This window comes from Streptomyces sp. bgisy159, from assembly GCF_057707805.1.
Window position 1 is genome coordinate 16,753 of the sequence record NZ_JBYIQX010000008.1, and the last position, 16,906, is coordinate 33,658.

The 16,906-nt window shown below is 70.9% G+C and carries 13 protein-coding genes; 6 read left to right on the forward strand and 7 right to left on the reverse strand.

What is annotated here, in order from left to right; all coding sequences use genetic code 11:
• Positions 1–61 precede the first annotated feature (61 nt).
• Together AC3ET3_RS10560 and AC3ET3_RS10565 are read left to right on the forward strand one after the other, a co-directional pair.
• Positions 62–1,150 carry a LacI family DNA-binding transcriptional regulator gene (locus tag AC3ET3_RS10560; RefSeq protein WP_435612012.1) on the forward strand — a complete coding sequence of 363 codons (1,089 nt, stop codon included), beginning with the start codon at positions 62–64 and terminating at the stop codon, positions 1,148–1,150.
• Positions 1,147–2,058: a carbohydrate kinase family protein gene (locus AC3ET3_RS10565; RefSeq protein ID WP_432136068.1), complete on the forward strand. Its 912-nt coding sequence runs from the start codon at positions 1,147–1,149 to the stop codon at positions 2,056–2,058. The genes AC3ET3_RS10560 and AC3ET3_RS10565 overlap by 4 nt, the downstream gene beginning before the upstream one ends.
• A gap of 207 nt (positions 2,059–2,265) precedes the next feature.
• Here the strand turns inward: AC3ET3_RS10565 and uvrA are convergent, their stop codons facing one another.
• Positions 2,266–5,268, reverse strand: coding sequence for an excinuclease ABC subunit UvrA (uvrA, locus tag AC3ET3_RS10570; protein WP_435612013.1), 3,003 nt, complete (start codon positions 5,266–5,268; stop codon positions 2,266–2,268).
• A gap of 221 nt (positions 5,269–5,489) precedes the next feature.
• Here uvrA and AC3ET3_RS10575 point away from each other — a divergent pair, with 221 nt between their 5' ends.
• Entirely contained in the window at positions 5,490–6,176 is a 687-nt protein-coding gene (locus AC3ET3_RS10575) for a maleylpyruvate isomerase family mycothiol-dependent enzyme (RefSeq protein WP_435612014.1), read from the forward strand.
• A gap of 9 nt (positions 6,177–6,185) precedes the next feature.
• A complete protein-coding gene (locus AC3ET3_RS10580) occupies positions 6,186–6,842 on the forward strand; it encodes an MBL fold metallo-hydrolase (RefSeq protein WP_432136065.1) in 657 nt (218 codons plus the stop codon).
• Between the two features lie 273 nt (positions 6,843–7,115).
• Here the strand turns inward: AC3ET3_RS10580 and aroQ are convergent, their stop codons facing one another.
• Positions 7,116–7,589, reverse strand: a complete 474-nt coding sequence (aroQ, locus tag AC3ET3_RS10585; RefSeq protein WP_432156578.1) for a type II 3-dehydroquinate dehydratase — start codon at positions 7,587–7,589, stop codon at positions 7,116–7,118.
• Between the two features lie 102 nt (positions 7,590–7,691).
• Here aroQ and AC3ET3_RS10590 point away from each other — a divergent pair, with 102 nt between their 5' ends.
• Positions 7,692–8,738 (forward strand): S66 family peptidase, encoded by a 1,047-nt coding sequence (locus AC3ET3_RS10590; protein ID WP_432156579.1) that lies wholly within the window; start codon positions 7,692–7,694, stop codon positions 8,736–8,738.
• Between the two features lie 93 nt (positions 8,739–8,831).
• Entirely contained in the window at positions 8,832–10,097 is a 1,266-nt protein-coding gene (locus AC3ET3_RS10595) for an MFS transporter (RefSeq protein ID WP_432136085.1), read from the forward strand.
• 134 nt (positions 10,098–10,231) lie between these two features.
• Here AC3ET3_RS10595 and AC3ET3_RS10600 read toward each other — a convergent pair whose 3' ends face one another.
• From AC3ET3_RS10600 to uvrB, 5 genes are all read right to left on the reverse strand, one after another.
• Entirely contained in the window at positions 10,232–10,534 is a 303-nt protein-coding gene (locus AC3ET3_RS10600; protein ID WP_432156580.1) for a hypothetical protein, read from the reverse strand.
• Positions 10,535–10,663: 129 nt separating this feature from the next.
• On the reverse strand, positions 10,664–11,665 hold the full coding sequence (locus AC3ET3_RS10605; RefSeq protein ID WP_432136061.1) for a TerC family protein: 1,002 nt from the start codon (positions 11,663–11,665) through the stop codon (positions 10,664–10,666).
• A 244-nt stretch (positions 11,666–11,909) separates the two neighbouring features.
• On the reverse strand, positions 11,910–13,946 hold the full coding sequence (locus AC3ET3_RS10610) for a TerD family protein (RefSeq protein WP_435612015.1): 2,037 nt from the start codon (positions 13,944–13,946) through the stop codon (positions 11,910–11,912).
• A gap of 48 nt (positions 13,947–13,994) precedes the next feature.
• A complete protein-coding gene (locus AC3ET3_RS10615) occupies positions 13,995–14,573 on the reverse strand; it encodes a TerD family protein (RefSeq protein WP_432136059.1) in 579 nt (192 codons plus the stop codon).
• A 162-nt stretch (positions 14,574–14,735) separates the two neighbouring features.
• Complete coding sequence (gene uvrB, locus AC3ET3_RS10620) at positions 14,736–16,895, reverse strand: excinuclease ABC subunit UvrB (protein ID WP_432136058.1); 2,160 nt, start codon at positions 16,893–16,895, stop codon at positions 14,736–14,738.
• Between the last annotated feature and the right edge of the window lie 11 nt (positions 16,896–16,906).

A 16,906-nucleotide genomic window follows, 5' to 3' on the forward strand; every position in this document is an offset into this window, starting at 1 on the left:
CCGTCGCTCACGCCATGACGGCGGACCGCCGTCAGACGCACTGCTTCGGAACGGAGACCACATGGCGACCATGGCCGACGTCGCACGCCTTGCCGGAGTGTCCGCCGCGACCGTCTCGCACGTGATGAACGGGACCCGGCCCGTCCTGCCCCACACGCGCCAGGCCGTCCTCGACGCCATCGACGAACTCGGCTACACCCCCAACGGCCTGGCCCGCTCGCTGGTGACGGCCCGCACCCGTTCCATCGGGCTGGCGGTGTCCGCGATCAGCAACCCGTACTTCACGGAGATCCTCCAGGGCGTCGAGGCGAGCGCCCTGGAGCACGGCTACAGCCTGCTGATCGCCGACCCGCACGACGACCCGGAGCACGAGCGCAAGGCCGTCCAGCTGCTGCACGAGCGCAGGGTCGACGGGCTGGTCGTGGCCCCCTCCGCCGACTCGGACGGCCTTCTCGCCTACCTCGGCCGCCATGCCGTACCCACGGTCCTGCTCGACCGGACGGTGGACGCTGTCGCCGACGGCATGCCCCGCTTCGACCAGGTGTGCGCCGAGAACGCAGAGCCGATGGCCGAGCTGGTCGGGCACCTCACCGGGCTCGGCCACCGCCGGATCGGCCTGGTCGCGGGCCTGCCCGGCCTCAGCACCACGGAGGAGCGCGTCTCGGGCTACCGGCACGGCCTGGCCGGCGCCGGGCTCCCCTACGACGAACGACTCCTGGTCCACGGCGACTCCGCGACCGCCGGCGGCGAGCGAGCCACCGCCACCCTGCTGTCCCTCGCCACCCCGCCGACCGCGCTCGTCACCGCCAACAACGCGATGACCATCGGCGCGCTGCGGGCGCTGCGCGAACAGGGCCTGTCGGTGCCGGACGACATCGCGTTGTGCTCCTTCGACGACTTCGCCTGGGCGGACCTGTTCTCGCCCCGGCTCACCGCGATCGCCCAGCCCAGCCGGGAGATGGGCGCGCGCGCCGTCCAGGTGCTGCTCGACCGGCTCGCCGACCCGGACCGGCCGGCCCGGACCGTGCGGCTGGGCTGCTCCTTCGTCCACCGCACCTCCTGCGGATGCGCCGAGGACTCCCCGGCGCGTCCCACCCCTCCTGCCCCCGCACCCGCTGCCCGCGCACTCCTCGAAGGGAACCGCCCGTGATCGTCGTCGCCGGTGAGGCACTGATCGACCTGGTACCACAAGGCGCGGGAGCGCTGGCCGATCTACGGCCGGCACTCGGAGGCGGCCCGTACAACACCGCGGTCGCCCTCGGGCGGCTCGGCTCCCCCACCGCCTTCGCCTCCCGTACGTCGCGGGACGCCTTCGGGGAGGCCCTGCTGGACGGGCTGCGCCGGGCCGGTGTGGACGTCCGCGCGGTGCAGCGGGGACCGGAACCGACCACGCTGGCGGTCGCCACACTCGACGCCGACGGTTCGGCCGCCTACTCCTTCTACGTCGACGGCACCGCCGACCGTCTGTTCGCGGCCCCGGACGAGCTGCCCGCCGGGACTCGCGCGGTGTCCTTCGGGACGTGTTCGCTGGTTCTGGAGCCGGGTGCGAGCGCCTACGAGAGGCTGATGCGGTTCGCGGCCGGGCGCGGTCTGTTCACCGCGCTCGACCCGAACATCAGGCCCGGGCTGATCGCCGACCCGGACGCCTACCGGGCCCGCTTCAAAGACTGGCTGCCCTCGGTGACCCTGCTGAAGCTCTCGGAGGAGGACGCCCGCTGGCTGGGCGGCACGCCGCGTGAGTGGCTCGCGCAGGGGCCGTCCGCCGTAGTGATCACCCAGGGCGGCGACGGGCTGACCGCGTTCACCCGGGACGGAGCCGTGCACTCGGTGCAGGGTGAGCCCGTCGAGGTGGTGGACACCATCGGGGCCGGCGACACCGTGAACGCGGCGCTTCTGCACGGCCTCGCCCAGCAGGACGCCCTGTCGCCCCAGGCCCTGGCCGCGCTGGGCCCGGCGGGCTGGGAACGCCTGTTGCGGTTCGCCGCCCGAGCGGCGGCGCTCACCTGCTCCCGCGCGGGGGCGGAACCTCCGTACGCAGCGGAACTGGGCGACTTCTGACGGCGAAGTCGCGCATGCCCGCCGGCGAGGGCCGCGCGGCGGACGGCGAGGCTGCTGCCGGCGAGGCGGCAGCGGGGCGTCCGGCGCAAGGGCCGGGCAGCCTCCGGCAGGGACCCGGACGCCGGAGAACGGCGGCGGCGCCCCGTGGGGTCTCCACGGGGCGCCGGGTCGTGGCCGGTCCGGACCGGGCCATGCCGTCGACGGCCCTCACGCCTTGCGGGCGCGGGCCGTCTTCTTCGCCGGAGCCGTCTTCTTGGCCGCCGCGGCGGCCTTCCTGGTCACCGTGCTGCTGACGGCCGACCCCGCGGCGACGGTCTTCTTCGCGGCGGTCCGGCGCGGCGCCTTCACCGGCGCGGCGTCGCTGATCCGGTCGGCGCCGAGGATCTCCCGCAGGAACTTGCCGGTGTGGCTGGCCGGCACCCCGGCCACCTCCTCCGGCGTGCCCTCGGCGACGACGATGCCGCCGCCCGCGCCGCCCTCGGGACCCATGTCGACGATCCAGTCGGCGGTCTTGATCACATCGAGGTTGTGCTCGATGACGATGACCGTGTTGCCCTTGTCGACCAGGCCGGACAGGACCTTCAGCAGCTTGCTGATGTCCTCGAAGTGCAGCCCGGTGGTCGGCTCGTCCAGCACGTAGACCGTGCGGCCGGTGGAGCGCTTCTGCAGCTCGCTGGCGAGCTTCACGCGCTGTGCCTCACCGCCGGAGAGGGTGGTGGCGGACTGGCCGAGGCGGACGTAGCCGAGACCGACGTCGTTGAGCGTCCTGAGGTGGCGGTTGATCGACGGGACGGCCTCGAAGAAGTTCATGGCCTCTTCGATGGGCATGTTGAGGACCTCGGCGATGGACTTGCCCTTGTAGTGGACCTCCAGGGTCTCCCGGTTGTAGCGGGCGCCGTGGCAGACCTCGCAGGGGACGTAGACATCCGGGAGGAAGTTCATCTCGATCTTGATGGTGCCGTCGCCCGCGCAGTTCTCGCAGCGGCCGCCCTTGACGTTGAAGGAGAAGCGGCCCGGCAGGTAGCCGCGGACCTTCGCCTCGGTGGTCTCGGCGAACAGCTTGCGGATGTGGTCGAAGACACCGGTGTACGTCGCCGGGTTCGAGCGCGGGGTGCGGCCGATGGGCGACTGGTCGACATGGACGACCTTGTCGACGAGGTCGTCGCCGTCCACGCGCGTGTGCCGCCCGGGCACGTTGCGCGCGCCGTTGAGTTCGCGGGCCAGGTGTGTGTACAGGATGTCGTTGACCAGTGTCGACTTGCCCGATCCGGAGACACCTGTGACGGCGGTGAACACGCCGAGCGGGAACGAGACGTCGATGTCCCGCAGGTTGTTCTCCCGGGCGCCGTGCACCGTCAGGCGCCGGGAGGGGTCGATCGGGCGGCGCACGTCGGGCACCGGGATGGACTTCTTGCCCGCCAGGTACTGGCCGGTCTGCGACTCGGCGTTGGCGAGCAGCTCCTTCAGCGATCCGCTGTGCACGACCTTGCCGCCGTGCTCGCCGGCGCCGGGGCCGATGTCGACGATCCAGTCGGCGACCTTGATGGTGTCCTCGTCGTGCTCGACGACGATGAGCGTGTTGCCCATGTCGCGCAGCCGGACGAGGGTCTCGATCAGCCGGTGGTTGTCGCGTTGGTGCAGGCCGATGGACGGTTCGTCCAGGACGTAGAGAACGCCGACGAGGCCGGAGCCGATCTGGGTGGCCAGGCGGATGCGCTGTGCCTCGCCGCCGGAGAGGGTGCCGGCCGCGCGGTTGAGCGAGAGGTAGTCCAGGCCGACGTCGACCAGGAAGCGCAGCCGCTCGTTGACCTCCTTGAGCACGCGCTCGGCGATCTTCTTGTCGCGCGCGTTGAGCTTCAGCTCGCCCAGGAAGTCCGCGCAGTCGCTGATGGACATCGCGGAGACCTCGGCGATCGACCTGCCCATGATCGTGACCGCCAGGACAATCGGCTTCAGGCGGGTGCCCTCGCAGGTGGGGCAGGGCACCTCACGCATGTAGCCCTCGAAGCGCTCACGGCTGGCGTCGCTCTCGGCCTCGCTGTGCCGGCGCTTGACGAAGTTGACGGCGCCCTCGAAGGAGGCCATGTAGACGCGCTCGCGTCCGTACCGGTTCCGGTAGCGGATCTCGATCTGGGTCTTGTGGCCGTACAGCAGGGCCTTCCTGGCACGCTGCGGCAGGCCGGCGAAGGGGATGTCGGTGCGGAAGCCGAGCGCGTCCGCGAGGGCGTTGACCTGACGGTCGAAGTAGTCCTTGGTGTGGCCGTGCGACCAGGGGTGGATGGCGCCCTCTTCGAGGGTCTTGTCCCCGTCGGGCACGATCAGCTCGGGGTCGACCTCCATGCGCGTGCCGATGCCGGTGCACTCGGGGCAGGCGCCGAAGGGCGAGTTGAAGGAGAAGGAGCGCGGCTCCAGCTCCTCGAAGGACAGGTCGTCGTACGGGCAGTACAGGTGCTCCGAGTACATGCGCTCGCGCTCGGGGTCGTCCTCGGGGAGGTCGACGAAGTCGAGCACGACCATGCCGCCGGACAGGCCCAGGGCGGTCTCGACGGAGTCGGTGAGGCGGCGCTTGGCGGAGTCCTTGACCGTGAGGCGGTCGATCACCACCTCGATGGTGTGCTTCTCCTGCTTCTTCAGCGTCGGCGGGTTGGAGAGCTGGACGGTCTCGCCGTCCACGCGCGCGCGGGAGTAGCCCTTGGTCTGCAGGTCGGCGAAGAGGTCGACGAACTCGCCCTTGCGCTCGCGCACCAGCGGCGACAGGACCTGGAAGCGGCTGCCCTCCGGCAGCTCCAGGACCTTGTCGACGATGGCCTGCGGCGACTGGCGGGAGATCGGGCGGCCGCACTCGGGACAGTGCGGCTTGCCGATGCGGGCGAAGAGCAGGCGCAGGTAGTCGTAGACCTCGGTGATGGTGCCGACCGTGGAGCGCGGGTTGCGCGAGGTCGACTTCTGGTCGATCGAGACGGCCGGGGAGAGGCCCTCGATGAAGTCGACGTCCGGCTTGTCCATCTGGCCGAGGAACTGGCGGGCGTACGAGGAGAGGGACTCCACGTAGCGCCGCTGGCCCTCGGCGAAGATGGTGTCGAAGGCCAGGGAGGACTTGCCCGACCCGGACAGGCCCGTGAAGACGATGAGCGAGTCCCGGGGCAGGTCGAGCGAGACGTTCTTCAGATTGTGCTCGCGCGCGCCACGGACGATGAGACGGTCGGCCACGCCGGTCCGCACCTTTCTTGAGAGAAGTGACAGGGGCGAGGCCCCCGTCCTTCTCAGACTAGGGGGAGCCACTGACAACGCCGGTCGGATTCACGGGTTGCAACAATCCCCGGCCATCCAGCATGCCCGACGCCAGCTCCGACCTTATAGCACGTGCATTCGATTTACGGCACTCCTTCACCACCTTCACCCGAAGGGGTGGCGGCACTAGGGTCAGCAGCATGATTGATCACGCTCATGACCTGGCGTCTGTACGGGACGCGACCGAGCGACTGCTCACCGCGGTCGCCAAGCTGGACAACGCGGCCGTCTCCGCGCCGTCACGCCTGCCCGGCTGGAGCCGGGGGCACGTCCTGGCGCATCTGTCCCGCAATGCCGACGCCCTCGTCAACGTCCTGGAGGGCCGGCCCATGTACGCCTCCGCGGAGGTCCGTGACGGCGACATCGAGCGGGACGCCCCGCGCCCCCTCGACGAGCAGCTCGCGGACCTGCGCGGGACCGCGGCCCGCTTCGACGCGGTCGGCGCCGCCCCCGCGGACTGGTCCCGCACGGTGGAGCTGCGCAACGGGGTGACCGACTCCGCCGCACGCGTGCCGTTCCGGCGGTGGGTCGAGGTGGAGCTGCACCACGTGGACCTCGGGATCGGATACCAGCTGGAGGACCTGCCGGCCGAGTTCGTCCAGCGGGAGATCGACTTCCTGACCGAACGGTTCGCCGGGCACCCCGGCGTACCACGGACCCGGGTGACGGACGGCACGCGCGCGTGGCACACGGGACGGGCCGCGGACGCCGCCGAGGCCACCGTCACGGGCCCCGCCGCCGATCTGCTGGGCTGGCTCGCCGGGCGCCGGGACGGATCGGCGCTGTCGGTCTCCGGTGGACCGCTGCCGGGCCTCCCCCCGCTATAGGCTGCGGTCATGACGTACAGCGGAGAGGTGACGGTCGGCGGCCCGGCGGACGTGCACGAGCTCAAGGACCTCATGATCACCAAGATCGCGGTCGGCCCCATGAACAACAACGCCTATCTGCTGCGCTGCCGGGCCACGGACGAGCAGTTGCTGATCGACGCGGCCAACGACGGTCACACGCTGCTCGGCATGATCGGTGACGACGGAATCGCCTCCGTCGTTACCACCCACCGGCACGGCGACCACTGGCAGGCCCTCGCCGAGGTGGTGGCGGCCACGGGCGCGCGGACGTACGCCGGCCGCGACGACGTGGAAGGCATCCCGGTGGCGACCGACGTGCCGATCGACGACGGGGACGTGATCCGGGTGGGTCAGGTGGAACTCACCGCCCGCCATCTGGTCGGGCACACGCCCGGCTCGATCGCCCTCGTCTACGACGACCCGCACGGGCATCCTCACGTGTTCACCGGGGACTGCCTCTTCCCGGGTGGGGTGGGCAACACCCAGAGGGACCCGAAAGCCTTCGCCCGGCTGATCCACGACGTCGAGACCAAGCTCTTCGATGTCCTGCCGGACGAGACGTGGGTCTACCCGGGCCACGGCAACGACACGACCCTGGGCGCGGAGCGACCGCAGCTGCCGGAGTGGCACGCGCGCGGTTGGTGAGCGCGAGGATCGCGCCCGGGACACGTGCGCAAGTTCCTTCGCGCGGTTCACGTGGCACGGAACGGGCGCGCGCCGTCGTCGCGCGCGCCCCGCGCATATTCGGCTCGCGCGCCCCGTGTGAACGGCGCACACCTGTCGGCATGTCGCGCGCGCTCCCCACGCGCGCGGTGGGCGCGGTGAACTGGACTCAGCCCCGCGCGGGATGACGGCTCCCGCTCGGCAGTGGCCGCCGGCCTCCCGATCCCCGCCCTCGGCCGGCGGCCCAGGCGGGGTTCACGCCTCGGCCTGCGTGGCCCCGGCCAGCGCCACCACCCGCTCCACGCCGAACACGTAACCCTGCACACCACAGCCGGCGATGACCCCGTCGGCGCGCAGCGAGACGTACGAGTGGTGCCGGAAGGACTCGCGCCGGTGGATGTTGGAGATGTGCACCTCCAGGACCGGCATGCCGTCGCAGGTGTTGAGCGCGTCGAGGATCGCCACCGAGGTGTGCGAGTAGGCGCCGGGGTTGATCACGATCCCGCAGTGCTGCAGCCGCGCCTCGTGGATCCAGTCGACGAGCTGCCCTTCGTGGTTGGACTGGCGGAAGTCCACCCGGCCGCCGTGTGCGGCCGCCGCCTTCGCGCACATCGCCTCGACGTCGGCGAGCGTGTCGGACCCGTAGATCTCCGGCTGCCGCTGACCGAGGAGGTTCAGGTTGGGGCCGTTGAGGATCATGATGGGGGCGTTGGCCAGGGTGCGGGGCACGGTTCCTCCGGTCCGTCAGAAGGGGCGGTCCGCACGGGACCGCTGCTCGGACCCCGGTTTATCACGGTGCGGCCGAAGGGCCCGGAGCACTAGCCTCCTGCCATGAGGACGCCCGCGTACCCGCCCAAGCCCTCCCCCGGTGACCGGGTGGCCGTCCTGTCGCCCTCCAGCGGCCTGCCGGGGCTCTTCCCGCTCCCCTACGAACTGGGCCTGGAGCGGCTGCGCGGGGAGTACGGGCTGGTGCCGGTCGAGTATCCGGCGAGCCGCACCATGGGCTCGACGCCGCGGCAGCGGGCCGACGACCTGCACGCCGCGTTCGCCGACCCGGACATCAAGGCGGTCTTCGCCTCGATCGGCGGTGACGATCAGATCACCGTACTGCCGCTGCTGGACCGGGAGTTGATCCGGGCGCATCCGAAGCCGTTCTTCGGGTGGAGCGACAACACCAACCTGCTCATGTTCCTGCGCAACACCGGGATAGTCGGCTACCACGGTGGGAGCGTGATGGTCGAGCTGGGCCGTCCCGGCGCCATGCACCCACAGACCGCCGAGTCCCTGCGGGCCGCTCTGTTCACCCCGGGCCCGTACGAGCTGCGCCCTGCGGAGCGCTGGAACGACGTCGACCGGGACTGGGCCGAGCCGGCCACCTTCGAGACTGAGCCACCCGCACGACCCGGCACCGGCTGGACCTGGGTGAACGCCGACCGGGTGGTGGAGGGCCGCAGCTGGGGCGGGTGTCTGGAGATCGTCGCCTGGCTGCTGACGGCCGACCGGGAGATCCCGCGCGACCCGGCGGAGTTCGACGGCGGAGTGCTGTTCCTGGAGACCTCGGAGGAGTTGCCGAGCGCCACGGAGGTCTTCCGCACACTGCGCAACATGGGCGAGCGCGGGCTGCTGGGGCGCTTCTCGGCCCTGCTGATGGGCCGGCCGAAAACCTGGTCCTTCGAGCGGCCTCACAGCGAGCGGGAGGCCGCCCGCTACGCCGCCGCACAGCGCGACGCCGTCCTGCGCGCCCTGCGGGACTACGCCCCCGACACCATGGCGGTCTTCGACGTGGACCTCGGGCACACCGATCCGAACCTGGTGATGCCGTACGGCGGCCTGGTGCGGGTCGACGGGCCCGCCCGGCGCATCACGGTCACGTACTGACGAGACGGTCACCCCGCCCCGTAACCCTCCGTCACAGTGGGTAGTTGACGCGGCATGCACGACGTACGCACCGTGAGCGGCCCCGCCGCGTCCATGCCCCGGCTGGCGGCGGCCTCGCTCGCCGGCACGGCCATCGAGTTCTACGACTTCTTCGTCTACGGGACCGCGGCCGCGCTGGTTCTCGGCCCCCTGTTCTTCCCGACGTTCTCCCCCTTGGCGGGGACCCTGGCGGCCTTCGGGACCTTCGCTGTGGGCTTCGTGGCACGGCCGCTGGGGTCGGTGCTGTTCGGACACGTCGGAGACCGGCACGGACGCCGACCGGTGCTCGTGGCGTCCCTGCTGCTGACCGGCGCCTCGACGGTCGCGGTCGGTTGCGTCCCGACGTACGACAGCATCGGGGTGAGCGCTCCCCTGCTGTTGCTCCTGCTGCGGTTCCTGCAGGGACTGGGGCTCGGCGGAGAGTGGGGTGGCGCGGTGCTGCTGACGGCGGAACACGCGCCCGCCGGGCGGCGCGCGCTGTGGTCGAGCTTCCCGCAGATCGGGCCGCCGGTCGGGTTCCTGCTCGCCAACGGAGTGATGTTGGTTCTCTCGGCCACGCTGTCCGACGCGCGGTTCGCCGCGTGGGGGTGGCGGATCCCGTTCTGGGCGGGCGGGGCGCTGGCGGTGGCCGGACTCTGGCTGCGGTCGTCGCTCGCGGAGAGTCCGCGGTTCCTGGAGATCGACGACCACGCGCGCGTGCCGCTGGCCGATGTGGTGCGTCACCACTGGCGGCTCGTGCTGCTGACGGCCGGTGCGCTCGCCGCCGGCTACGCGATCTTCTACGCGGTGACGACCTGGTCCCTGGCCTACGGGACCGAACGGCTCGGCGTGGACCGCACCGTCATGCTGGGCTGCGTCATGGCGGCGGTGGTGGTGAAAGGTGCGCTGACCCCGGTGATGGCGGTCCTGGGTGACCGGTTCGGACGGCGACCGATGTGCCTGGCGGGATGCGCCGCCTGCGCACTGTGGATGTTCCCGATGGTGGCGCTGCTGGCGACCGGCGAGCCGCTGCCGATGTTCCTGGGCTTCCTGGGCGCGCTGGTCTCCTTCGTGACGATGTTCGCGGTGATCGCGGCCTATCTGCCGGAGCTGTACGAACCCCGGGTGCGCTGCACGGGCGCGGCGGTGGGCTACAACCTGGGCGGGGTCCTCGGGGGCGCGCTGACCCCGATCGCGGCGACGGCGCTCGCGGAGTCCGGGGGGCGGGTCCCCTGGGGTGTCGGTGCGTACCTGACCGGGATCGCGCTGCTCAGCCTCGGCTGTTTCGCCCTGCTACCGGAGACCCGCCCGGTGCCGGTGGCGGCGCCGGTCATGGACTGACCTGCGGCTTCGGCCGCGGCCGGCACCGGGCGGGCGGGCGGCGGCGGTCATGCGGTGACCGGCCTCGGTCCGGCCGGCGCAGCTCATCTCTCGGAGCTCCCGACGGGCCGTGCGCTTCCAGGGCGTGCGCCGGGCTACCGGGCGGCGTCCGGGTCCAGCACGTCGCAGTTGGTGTAGACGCGGTCGCCGATACACAGCGCGCCGAGCTGCTCGGCCAGTTCGGACGTCTCCGGGTCGTCGCTGTTGCGCATGGCCTCCTCGTGGGAGTCGAACTCGATCACCGCCAGGTAGCGGTGGGAGTTGTCGCGGTCCTTCAGGAGCATGTGGTGCGCGGGGGCGTTCGGCCGTCCGGCGTGGCGCAGGGCGAACTCCTGCAGCAGCTCATTGATCTCCTCCAGACGCTCGGTCCGGAAGTCGACGATCTGCACGAACTTCATGGGCACCTCACCGGGCCGGGGCGTCCCCGGGTGGGGAAACACGCTCAGCACCAAGCAAGCACCGGGAGCGGCACCCGGCAATTCGCCGCGTACCGCTCCCGTGCCTGATTCTCGCTACGCTGTCCGCCGTCAGGTGTCGGCGCTCTCCTTCGGAGCGCTCTCGCTCATGGCGTGCGCCGCATCGGCCGCCGCCTGCTTCTTCGACGCGCGCAGGCTGGTGACCGTGGTGACGATCAGGACCGAGCAGATCACGCCGAGCGAGACCGGGATGCTGATCTCGGGGACGTGGACTCCGGACTCGTGGAGCGCGTGGAGCACCAGCTTCACACCGATGAAGCCCAGGATGATGGACAGCCCGTAGCTGAGGTGGACCAGCTTGCGCAGCAGACCGCCGATCAGGAAGTACAGCTGCCGCAGCCCCATCAGGGCGAACGCGTTGGCCGTGAAGACGATGTACGGGTCCTGTGTCAGGCCGAAGATCGCGGGAATGGAGTCGAGAGCGAAGAGCACGTCGGTGGTGCCGATCGCGAGCATCACGACGAGCATCGGGGTCATGACCCGCTTGCCGTTCTGCTGGATCCACAGCTTGGTGCCGTGGTAGCGGTCGGCGACCCCGAAGCGGCGCTCGGCGGCCTTGAGCAGCTTGTTCTCCTCGTATTCCTCGTCGTCCTCGTCGGCGCGCGCCTCCTGGACGAGCTTCCAGGCGGTCCAGATCAGGAAGGCACCGAAGAGGTAGAACACCCACGAGAAGCTGGCGATGATCGCGGCGCCGGCGGCGATGAACACGGCGCGCAGGACCAGGGCTATGAGCACTCCGACGAGGAGGACGCGCTGCTGGTACTGCGACGGGACCGCGAACTTCGCCATGATCAGGACGAAGACGAAAAGGTTGTCGACGCTGAGGGACTTCTCGGTGATGAACCCGGCGAAGAACTCTCCGGCGGGCTGGCCGCCGCCGAAGACCAGCAGGCCGGCTCCGAAGAGGCCGGCGAGGGCGATCCAGACGACGGTCCAGATGCCGGCTTCCTTGATGGACACGTCGTGCGGCTTGCGGCCGATGAAGAAGTCGACCGCGATCAGGGCGGCGAGGCCCACGATCGTCAGGACCCACAGGGTCACGGAAACATCCACTGCGCCTCCGGCAATACGTAACGGCAAGTAATCAGCGTCGTCGCTGCCGGAGGTCTCTTCCGCCCGAGGAGGGCCGGCGTCCCGGGATGCCGGCCTGGTCGGTCAGGTGGCCGGATCCGTACTGACGGGAACGCCGCAGCAAGTCAGGGAGTACTCCCCTCCGTGCGAAGAACCATACTCCGATCACCAAGAGAAGGTAAAGCGTCAGGCAAAAGAATCTTCAAACGAGCAGTTCAACGGCGCTTTACCAATGCTTGGCGCGAGCCGTGGCGACCTGACTCAGTACCTGATGCAGCACCTGGCTGCCGGGCGGGACGAGCGTCGGCTCGTACGTCCAGGCGTGGCCCACCCACGGGTCGGCGAGGTGATCGTCGGGCACCGGGGTGAGCCGCAGCAGCGACCGCCACAGCGGATCCAGCAACGGACCGTAACCGGAGGCGTCCTCCCGGTCGGCGACCATCATCAGGTGGACACCGACCGCCGGGCCCTCGTCCGCGAGATACCGCAACTGGGTCACGGCACGGTCGTCGAAGCCGTGCGGGAAGTCGTTGACGACCAGCAGTTGCTCGGAGGTGTCGAAGCCGGGCGGCAGCGAGTCGGCCGCGCCGCCGCGGACCGCCATCTGCACCAGGTCCACCCGCTGGGTGAGCCGCTCCAGGACGTCCTTGACCCCGGCCGCGCCGACGGCGGGCGGGCCGGCCAGGACGCCGTGCCGCACCAGCGGCCCGAGCGCCTGCGCTCCCGAGCCCGCCGGGTCGATCACGTGCACGGTGAACTCGCCGGCCGGGTACGCGGCCAGCAGCCGGGCGGTGTGCGCCACCGCGCACTCCATGGCCAGGCGGCGCAGGTCGTGGGCGTCGGCGAAGGAGTCGTCGGCCGCGGCGGTGCGCCCGCAGTCGATCCACAACCCGCGCTCCAGCGGCAGCCGGAGCAGCATCGGGATCCGCAGCGGGTCGCTCTCGGGCAGTCGCAGATCACCCATCCGCAGCGCCATGGGGATCTCCATGGGGACGCGGTAGGCGTGCCACACAGGGTTGTCCCAGCGGGCGAACGCCGGTGGCAGCGCGGGTTCCACCACGTCGGCCTCAGCGGTGAGCTGGGCGAGGTCGCGGTCGAGGGCCTGCCGGGCATGGTCGACGAGCTGGGCGTACTTCAGGTGCGCCGCGTCGCGGGCGGCCTCGGCCTGGTCGCCGCCACGGCTGCGCGGGTCCGACAGGACCTGGTCGAGCTCCTTCTCCCGGCGCGAGTCGGCGAAATCGACTGCGCTGCGGTACGCGGCGGTGGTGCGGGCCAGGTCCTCGAACATGCCCCACACCTGGTTGTAGAGCCGCTCCTCCATGGACCAGCCGGTGGCGTCACCGGCGACGGGCTGCGCGGGCTGCCCGGGGGCCGCCGGGGGCGCGGTCGGCGGGGGTGGCGGCGGAGCGGCGCTCTGCCGGCCCGGGTGCGTGTAGTCGACGGGTCCACCGCCCGTGGGCGGCGTGGCGGGCTCTTCCGGGACGGGACTCACGGGGGTGGGACCGGCCGGCTGACTCGTGTCCGGGCCCGGGGTCGTCCGCGCCGAGTGCGGGCCGGCGTCGTCCTGGGCACCGTAGGGTCCGGAGGCGCCCGCGCCGGACGCGCCGTGTGGAGAGCCGGTCTGGTCCGGCCCCGGTGCGGAGGCGGCGGCATGGGGGCGGTCGGCGTCCGGCGTCCGCGGCCGCGGGGCCGGCAGCGCGCGGGCCAGGCCCCGCGTCACAGCCTCATGGATGCCGGAGGCCAACTGGTGGGCCTGGGGCAGGCCCTGGTCGGTGAACAGCTCGGCCAGGCCGCCCGCGTATCCCTGGCCGACCGCGCGGACCTTCCAGGCCCCCTGGCGGCGGTAGAGCTCCAGGGCGACGACGGCGGTCTCCGAGTCCAGACCGGTGAGGGTGTACGAGACGAGTTCGGTGCCGTCGAGGCCGGTGACGGCGACGAAGGGGGCAGCGACGGCACCGAAGCGCTGCGGTCCTCCCCCGCTTCTGCCGCCCGGCAGGGCGAGCAGGACGCTCACCCGATGGACGGCGGTCGGCACGGCGTCGAGATCCACCGCGAGCCGGTGGTCGGCGGCGGCCTGGCGGGAGACCTCCAGGCCGGGCAGCGCGGGCGCGCCCGGGTGGGCCACCCACTCGGCGTCCGGCACGCGGCCCTGCTCGTCACCGGTCGTGGCCGCGGCCACGACCGGCGTGCCGGCCGAGATCCTGATCTCGAGGCGGACCTGGGAGAGCGGGTGGTTCTGCCCCCGCACCAGCTCAGCCGTCATCGCCTGTCGTCCCCCTGAGTCGCGTGTGAGTGATCCGGTACCGGCCGCCTAGAGCAGCGGCAGGACGGCGGGCATCAGGTCCTGGAAGGTGCGGCCGTTGGCCGGGGTGCCCAGGGCCGTCATCGTCCAGCCGGCCCCCGACCGGTGTACCTTCGCCATGATCTGGGCGGTGTAGGCGCCGCCGCCGGCGAGGGTGTAGCGGGCGAGCTCCTGGCCGTTGGTCTCGTCGACCAGACGGCAGAAAGCGTTCTGGACCTCCTGGAAGGTCTGCCCGGTGAAGGAGTTCACGGTGAAGACGATCTGGTCGATGTGGACCGGCACCCGCGCCAGGTCCACGAGGATCGCCTCGTCGTCGCCGCCCTGCCCGACGCCGCCGACGAGGTTGTCGCCGGTGTGGCGCACCGAGCCGTCGTCGCTCACCAGGTGACGGAAGAAGACGACGTCGACGGGCTGCTTGTCGGCGAAGAGGACGGCCGAGGCGTCGAGGTCGATCTCTCGGGTGCGGGACCCGAACAGGCCGCGGCGCGGAGCGGCCTGCCAGCCGAGACCCATGCGCACCGCGGTCAGGCTGCCCCCGTCGTTCTTCTGCAGACTGATGGCCTGACCCTTGGTCATGTTGACGGTCACGCGCTGATTCCCCTCTCGGACGTCCCCTGTTGCCGCGCACCGCGCGGTTGGCAAGAACCCTACGCAGACGCACTGACAGTGCCGAACCCGGCCACCTACTTTGTGTCGGTCTTGCAACACAGCGCATCCGCCCGGACCACCCGTCCACCGCCGGGTGCGGCGTCAGGCCAGGCCCGCCTCCTTCATCTGGCGCAGCTCCTTCTTCATCTCCGAGACCTCGTCGCGCAGCCGGGCCGCGATCTCGAACTGGAGATCGGCGGCGGCCGCCCGCATGCGCTCGGTCATCTCCTCGATCTGCTCGGCGAGGTCGGCCGCGGGACGGTCGGTCGGGACGGTCTCGCGGGCCTTGCCCTTGGCCGGCTTGGTGGTCTTCGCGCCCTGGGCCGCCTTCGCCGCCTTGCCGCCGAGAGACGGCACCGGGGCCTTGGTGCCGCCGCCGTCCTTCCCGGCCTTGCGGTAGCCCGAGCCGAGCAGCTTCTCGGTGTCGACCTCCTCGCGGGCGATCTGCGCCACGATGTCGTTGATCTTCTTGCGCAGCGGTTGCGGGTCGATGCCGTTCGCCGTGTTGTAGGCGACCTGCTTCTCCCGGCGGCGGTTGGTCTCGTCGATGGCCCGCTCCATCGCCGGGGTGATCTTGTCGGCGTACATGTGGACCTGGCCGGAGACATTGCGCGCCGCGCGGCCGATCGTCTGGATGAGCGAGGTACCCGACCGCAGGAAGCCCTCCTTGTCGGCGTCGAGGATGGCCACCAGGGACACCTCGGGCAGGTCCAGCCCCTCCCGCAGCAGGTTGATGCCGACCAGGACGTCGAACTCGCCGCTGCGCAGTTCGCGCAGCAGCTCCACGCGGCGCAGGGTGTCGACGTCGCTGTGCAGGTAGCGCACCTGGATACCGAGCTCCAGGAAGTAGTCGGTGAGGTCCTCGGCCATCTTCTTGGTGAGCGTGGTGACCAGGACGCGCTCGTCCTTCTCGACCCGCTGCCGGATCTCGTGCACCAGGTCGTCGATCTGGCCCTCGGTGGGCTTGACGACGACCTCGGGGTCGACGAGTCCGGTGGGACGGATGATCTGCTCGACGACGCCGTCCGCCCGGGACAGCTCGTAGTTCCCGGGCGTCGCCGAAAGGTAGACGGTCTGGCCGATGCGCTCCTGGAACTCCTCCCACTTCAGAGGGCGGTTGTCGAGCGCCGACGGCAGCCGGAAGCCGTGGTCGACGAGGGTGCGCTTGCGGGAGGCGTCGCCCTCGTACATGGCGCCGATCTGTGGGACCGTGACGTGCGACTCGTCGATGACGAGCAGGAAGTCGTCCGGAAAGTAGTCCAGCAGGGTGTTCGGCGGGGAGCCGGGGAGGCGCCCGTCGAAGTGCATCGAGTAGTTCTCCACGCCGGAGCACGTGCCGATCTGGCGGAGCATCTCGATGTCGTAGGTGGTGCGCATGCGCAGGCGCTGGGCCTCCAGAAGCTTCCCCTGCTTCTCCAGCTCGGTGAGGCGCTCGGTCAGTTCCTTCTCGATGTCGTTGACGGCCCGCTCCATGCGCTCCGGGCCGGCGACGTAGTGGGAGGCCGGGAAGACGTAGAGCTGCCGGTCGTCGCTGATGATCTCGCCGGTGAGCGGGTGGAGCGTGGAGAGGGCCTCGATCTCGTCGCCGAACATCTCGATGCGGACGGCGAGTTCCTCGTAGACCGGGAAGATCTCGATGGTGTCGCCGCGCACCCGGAAGGTGCCGCGGGTGAACGCCATGTCGTTGCGCGTGTACTGGATGTCGACGAAACGGCGCAGCAACTCGTCGCGGTCGATCTCCTCGCCGACACGCAAGGGGACCATGCGGTCCACGTACTCCTGCGGTGTGCCGAGGCCGTAGATGCAGGAGACGGAGGCGACCACGACGACGTCACGCCGGGTGAGCAGGGAGTTGGTCGCGGAGTGGCGCAGCCGCTCGACCTCCTCGTTGATCGAGGAGTCCTTCTCGATGTAGGTGTCCGACTGCGGGACGTACGCCTCGGGCTGGTAGTAGTCGTAGTACGAGACGAAGTACTCGACCGCGTTGTCGGGCAGGAGCTCGCGGAACTCGTTCGCCAGCTGGGCGGCCAGCGTCTTGTTCGGGGCCATCACCAGGGTGGGGCGCTGGAGCTTCTCGATCATCCACGCGGTGGTGGCGGACTTGCCGGTGCCGGTCGCGCCGAGCAGGACGACGTCCTTCTCACCGGCCTCGATGCGCCGCGCCAGCTCGGCGATGGCCGCCGGCTGGTCGCCGCTGGGCTGGTACGGGCTGACGACCTCGAAGGGCGCCACCGTGCGTTCGATGTGGGAAACGGGCCGCATGCCATCCACCG

What these genes read in the sequence shown, in the direction of transcription:
- AC3ET3_RS10560 (WP_435612012.1), top strand. Translation starts at nt 62, where the DNA reads ATGGCGACCATGGCCGACGTCGCACGCCTTGCCGGAGTGTCCGCCGCG.
- AC3ET3_RS10575 (WP_435612014.1), top strand. Translation starts at nt 5,490, where the DNA reads ATGATTGATCACGCTCATGACCTGGCGTCTGTACGGGACGCGACCGAG.
- AC3ET3_RS10580 (WP_432136065.1), top strand. Translation starts at nt 6,186, where the DNA reads ATGACGTACAGCGGAGAGGTGACGGTCGGCGGCCCGGCGGACGTGCAC.
- AC3ET3_RS10590 (WP_432156579.1), top strand. Translation starts at nt 7,692, where the DNA reads ATGAGGACGCCCGCGTACCCGCCCAAGCCCTCCCCCGGTGACCGGGTG.
- AC3ET3_RS10595 (WP_432136085.1), top strand. Translation starts at nt 8,832, where the DNA reads ATGCCCCGGCTGGCGGCGGCCTCGCTCGCCGGCACGGCCATCGAGTTC.
- AC3ET3_RS10600 (WP_432156580.1), bottom strand. Translation starts at nt 10,534, where the DNA reads ATGAAGTTCGTGCAGATCGTCGACTTCCGGACCGAGCGTCTGGAGGAG.
- AC3ET3_RS10610 (WP_435612015.1), bottom strand. Translation starts at nt 13,946, where the DNA reads ATGACGGCTGAGCTGGTGCGGGGGCAGAACCACCCGCTCTCCCAGGTC.
- uvrB (WP_432136058.1), bottom strand. Translation starts at nt 16,895, where the DNA reads ATGCGGCCCGTTTCCCACATCGAACGCACGGTGGCGCCCTTCGAGGTC.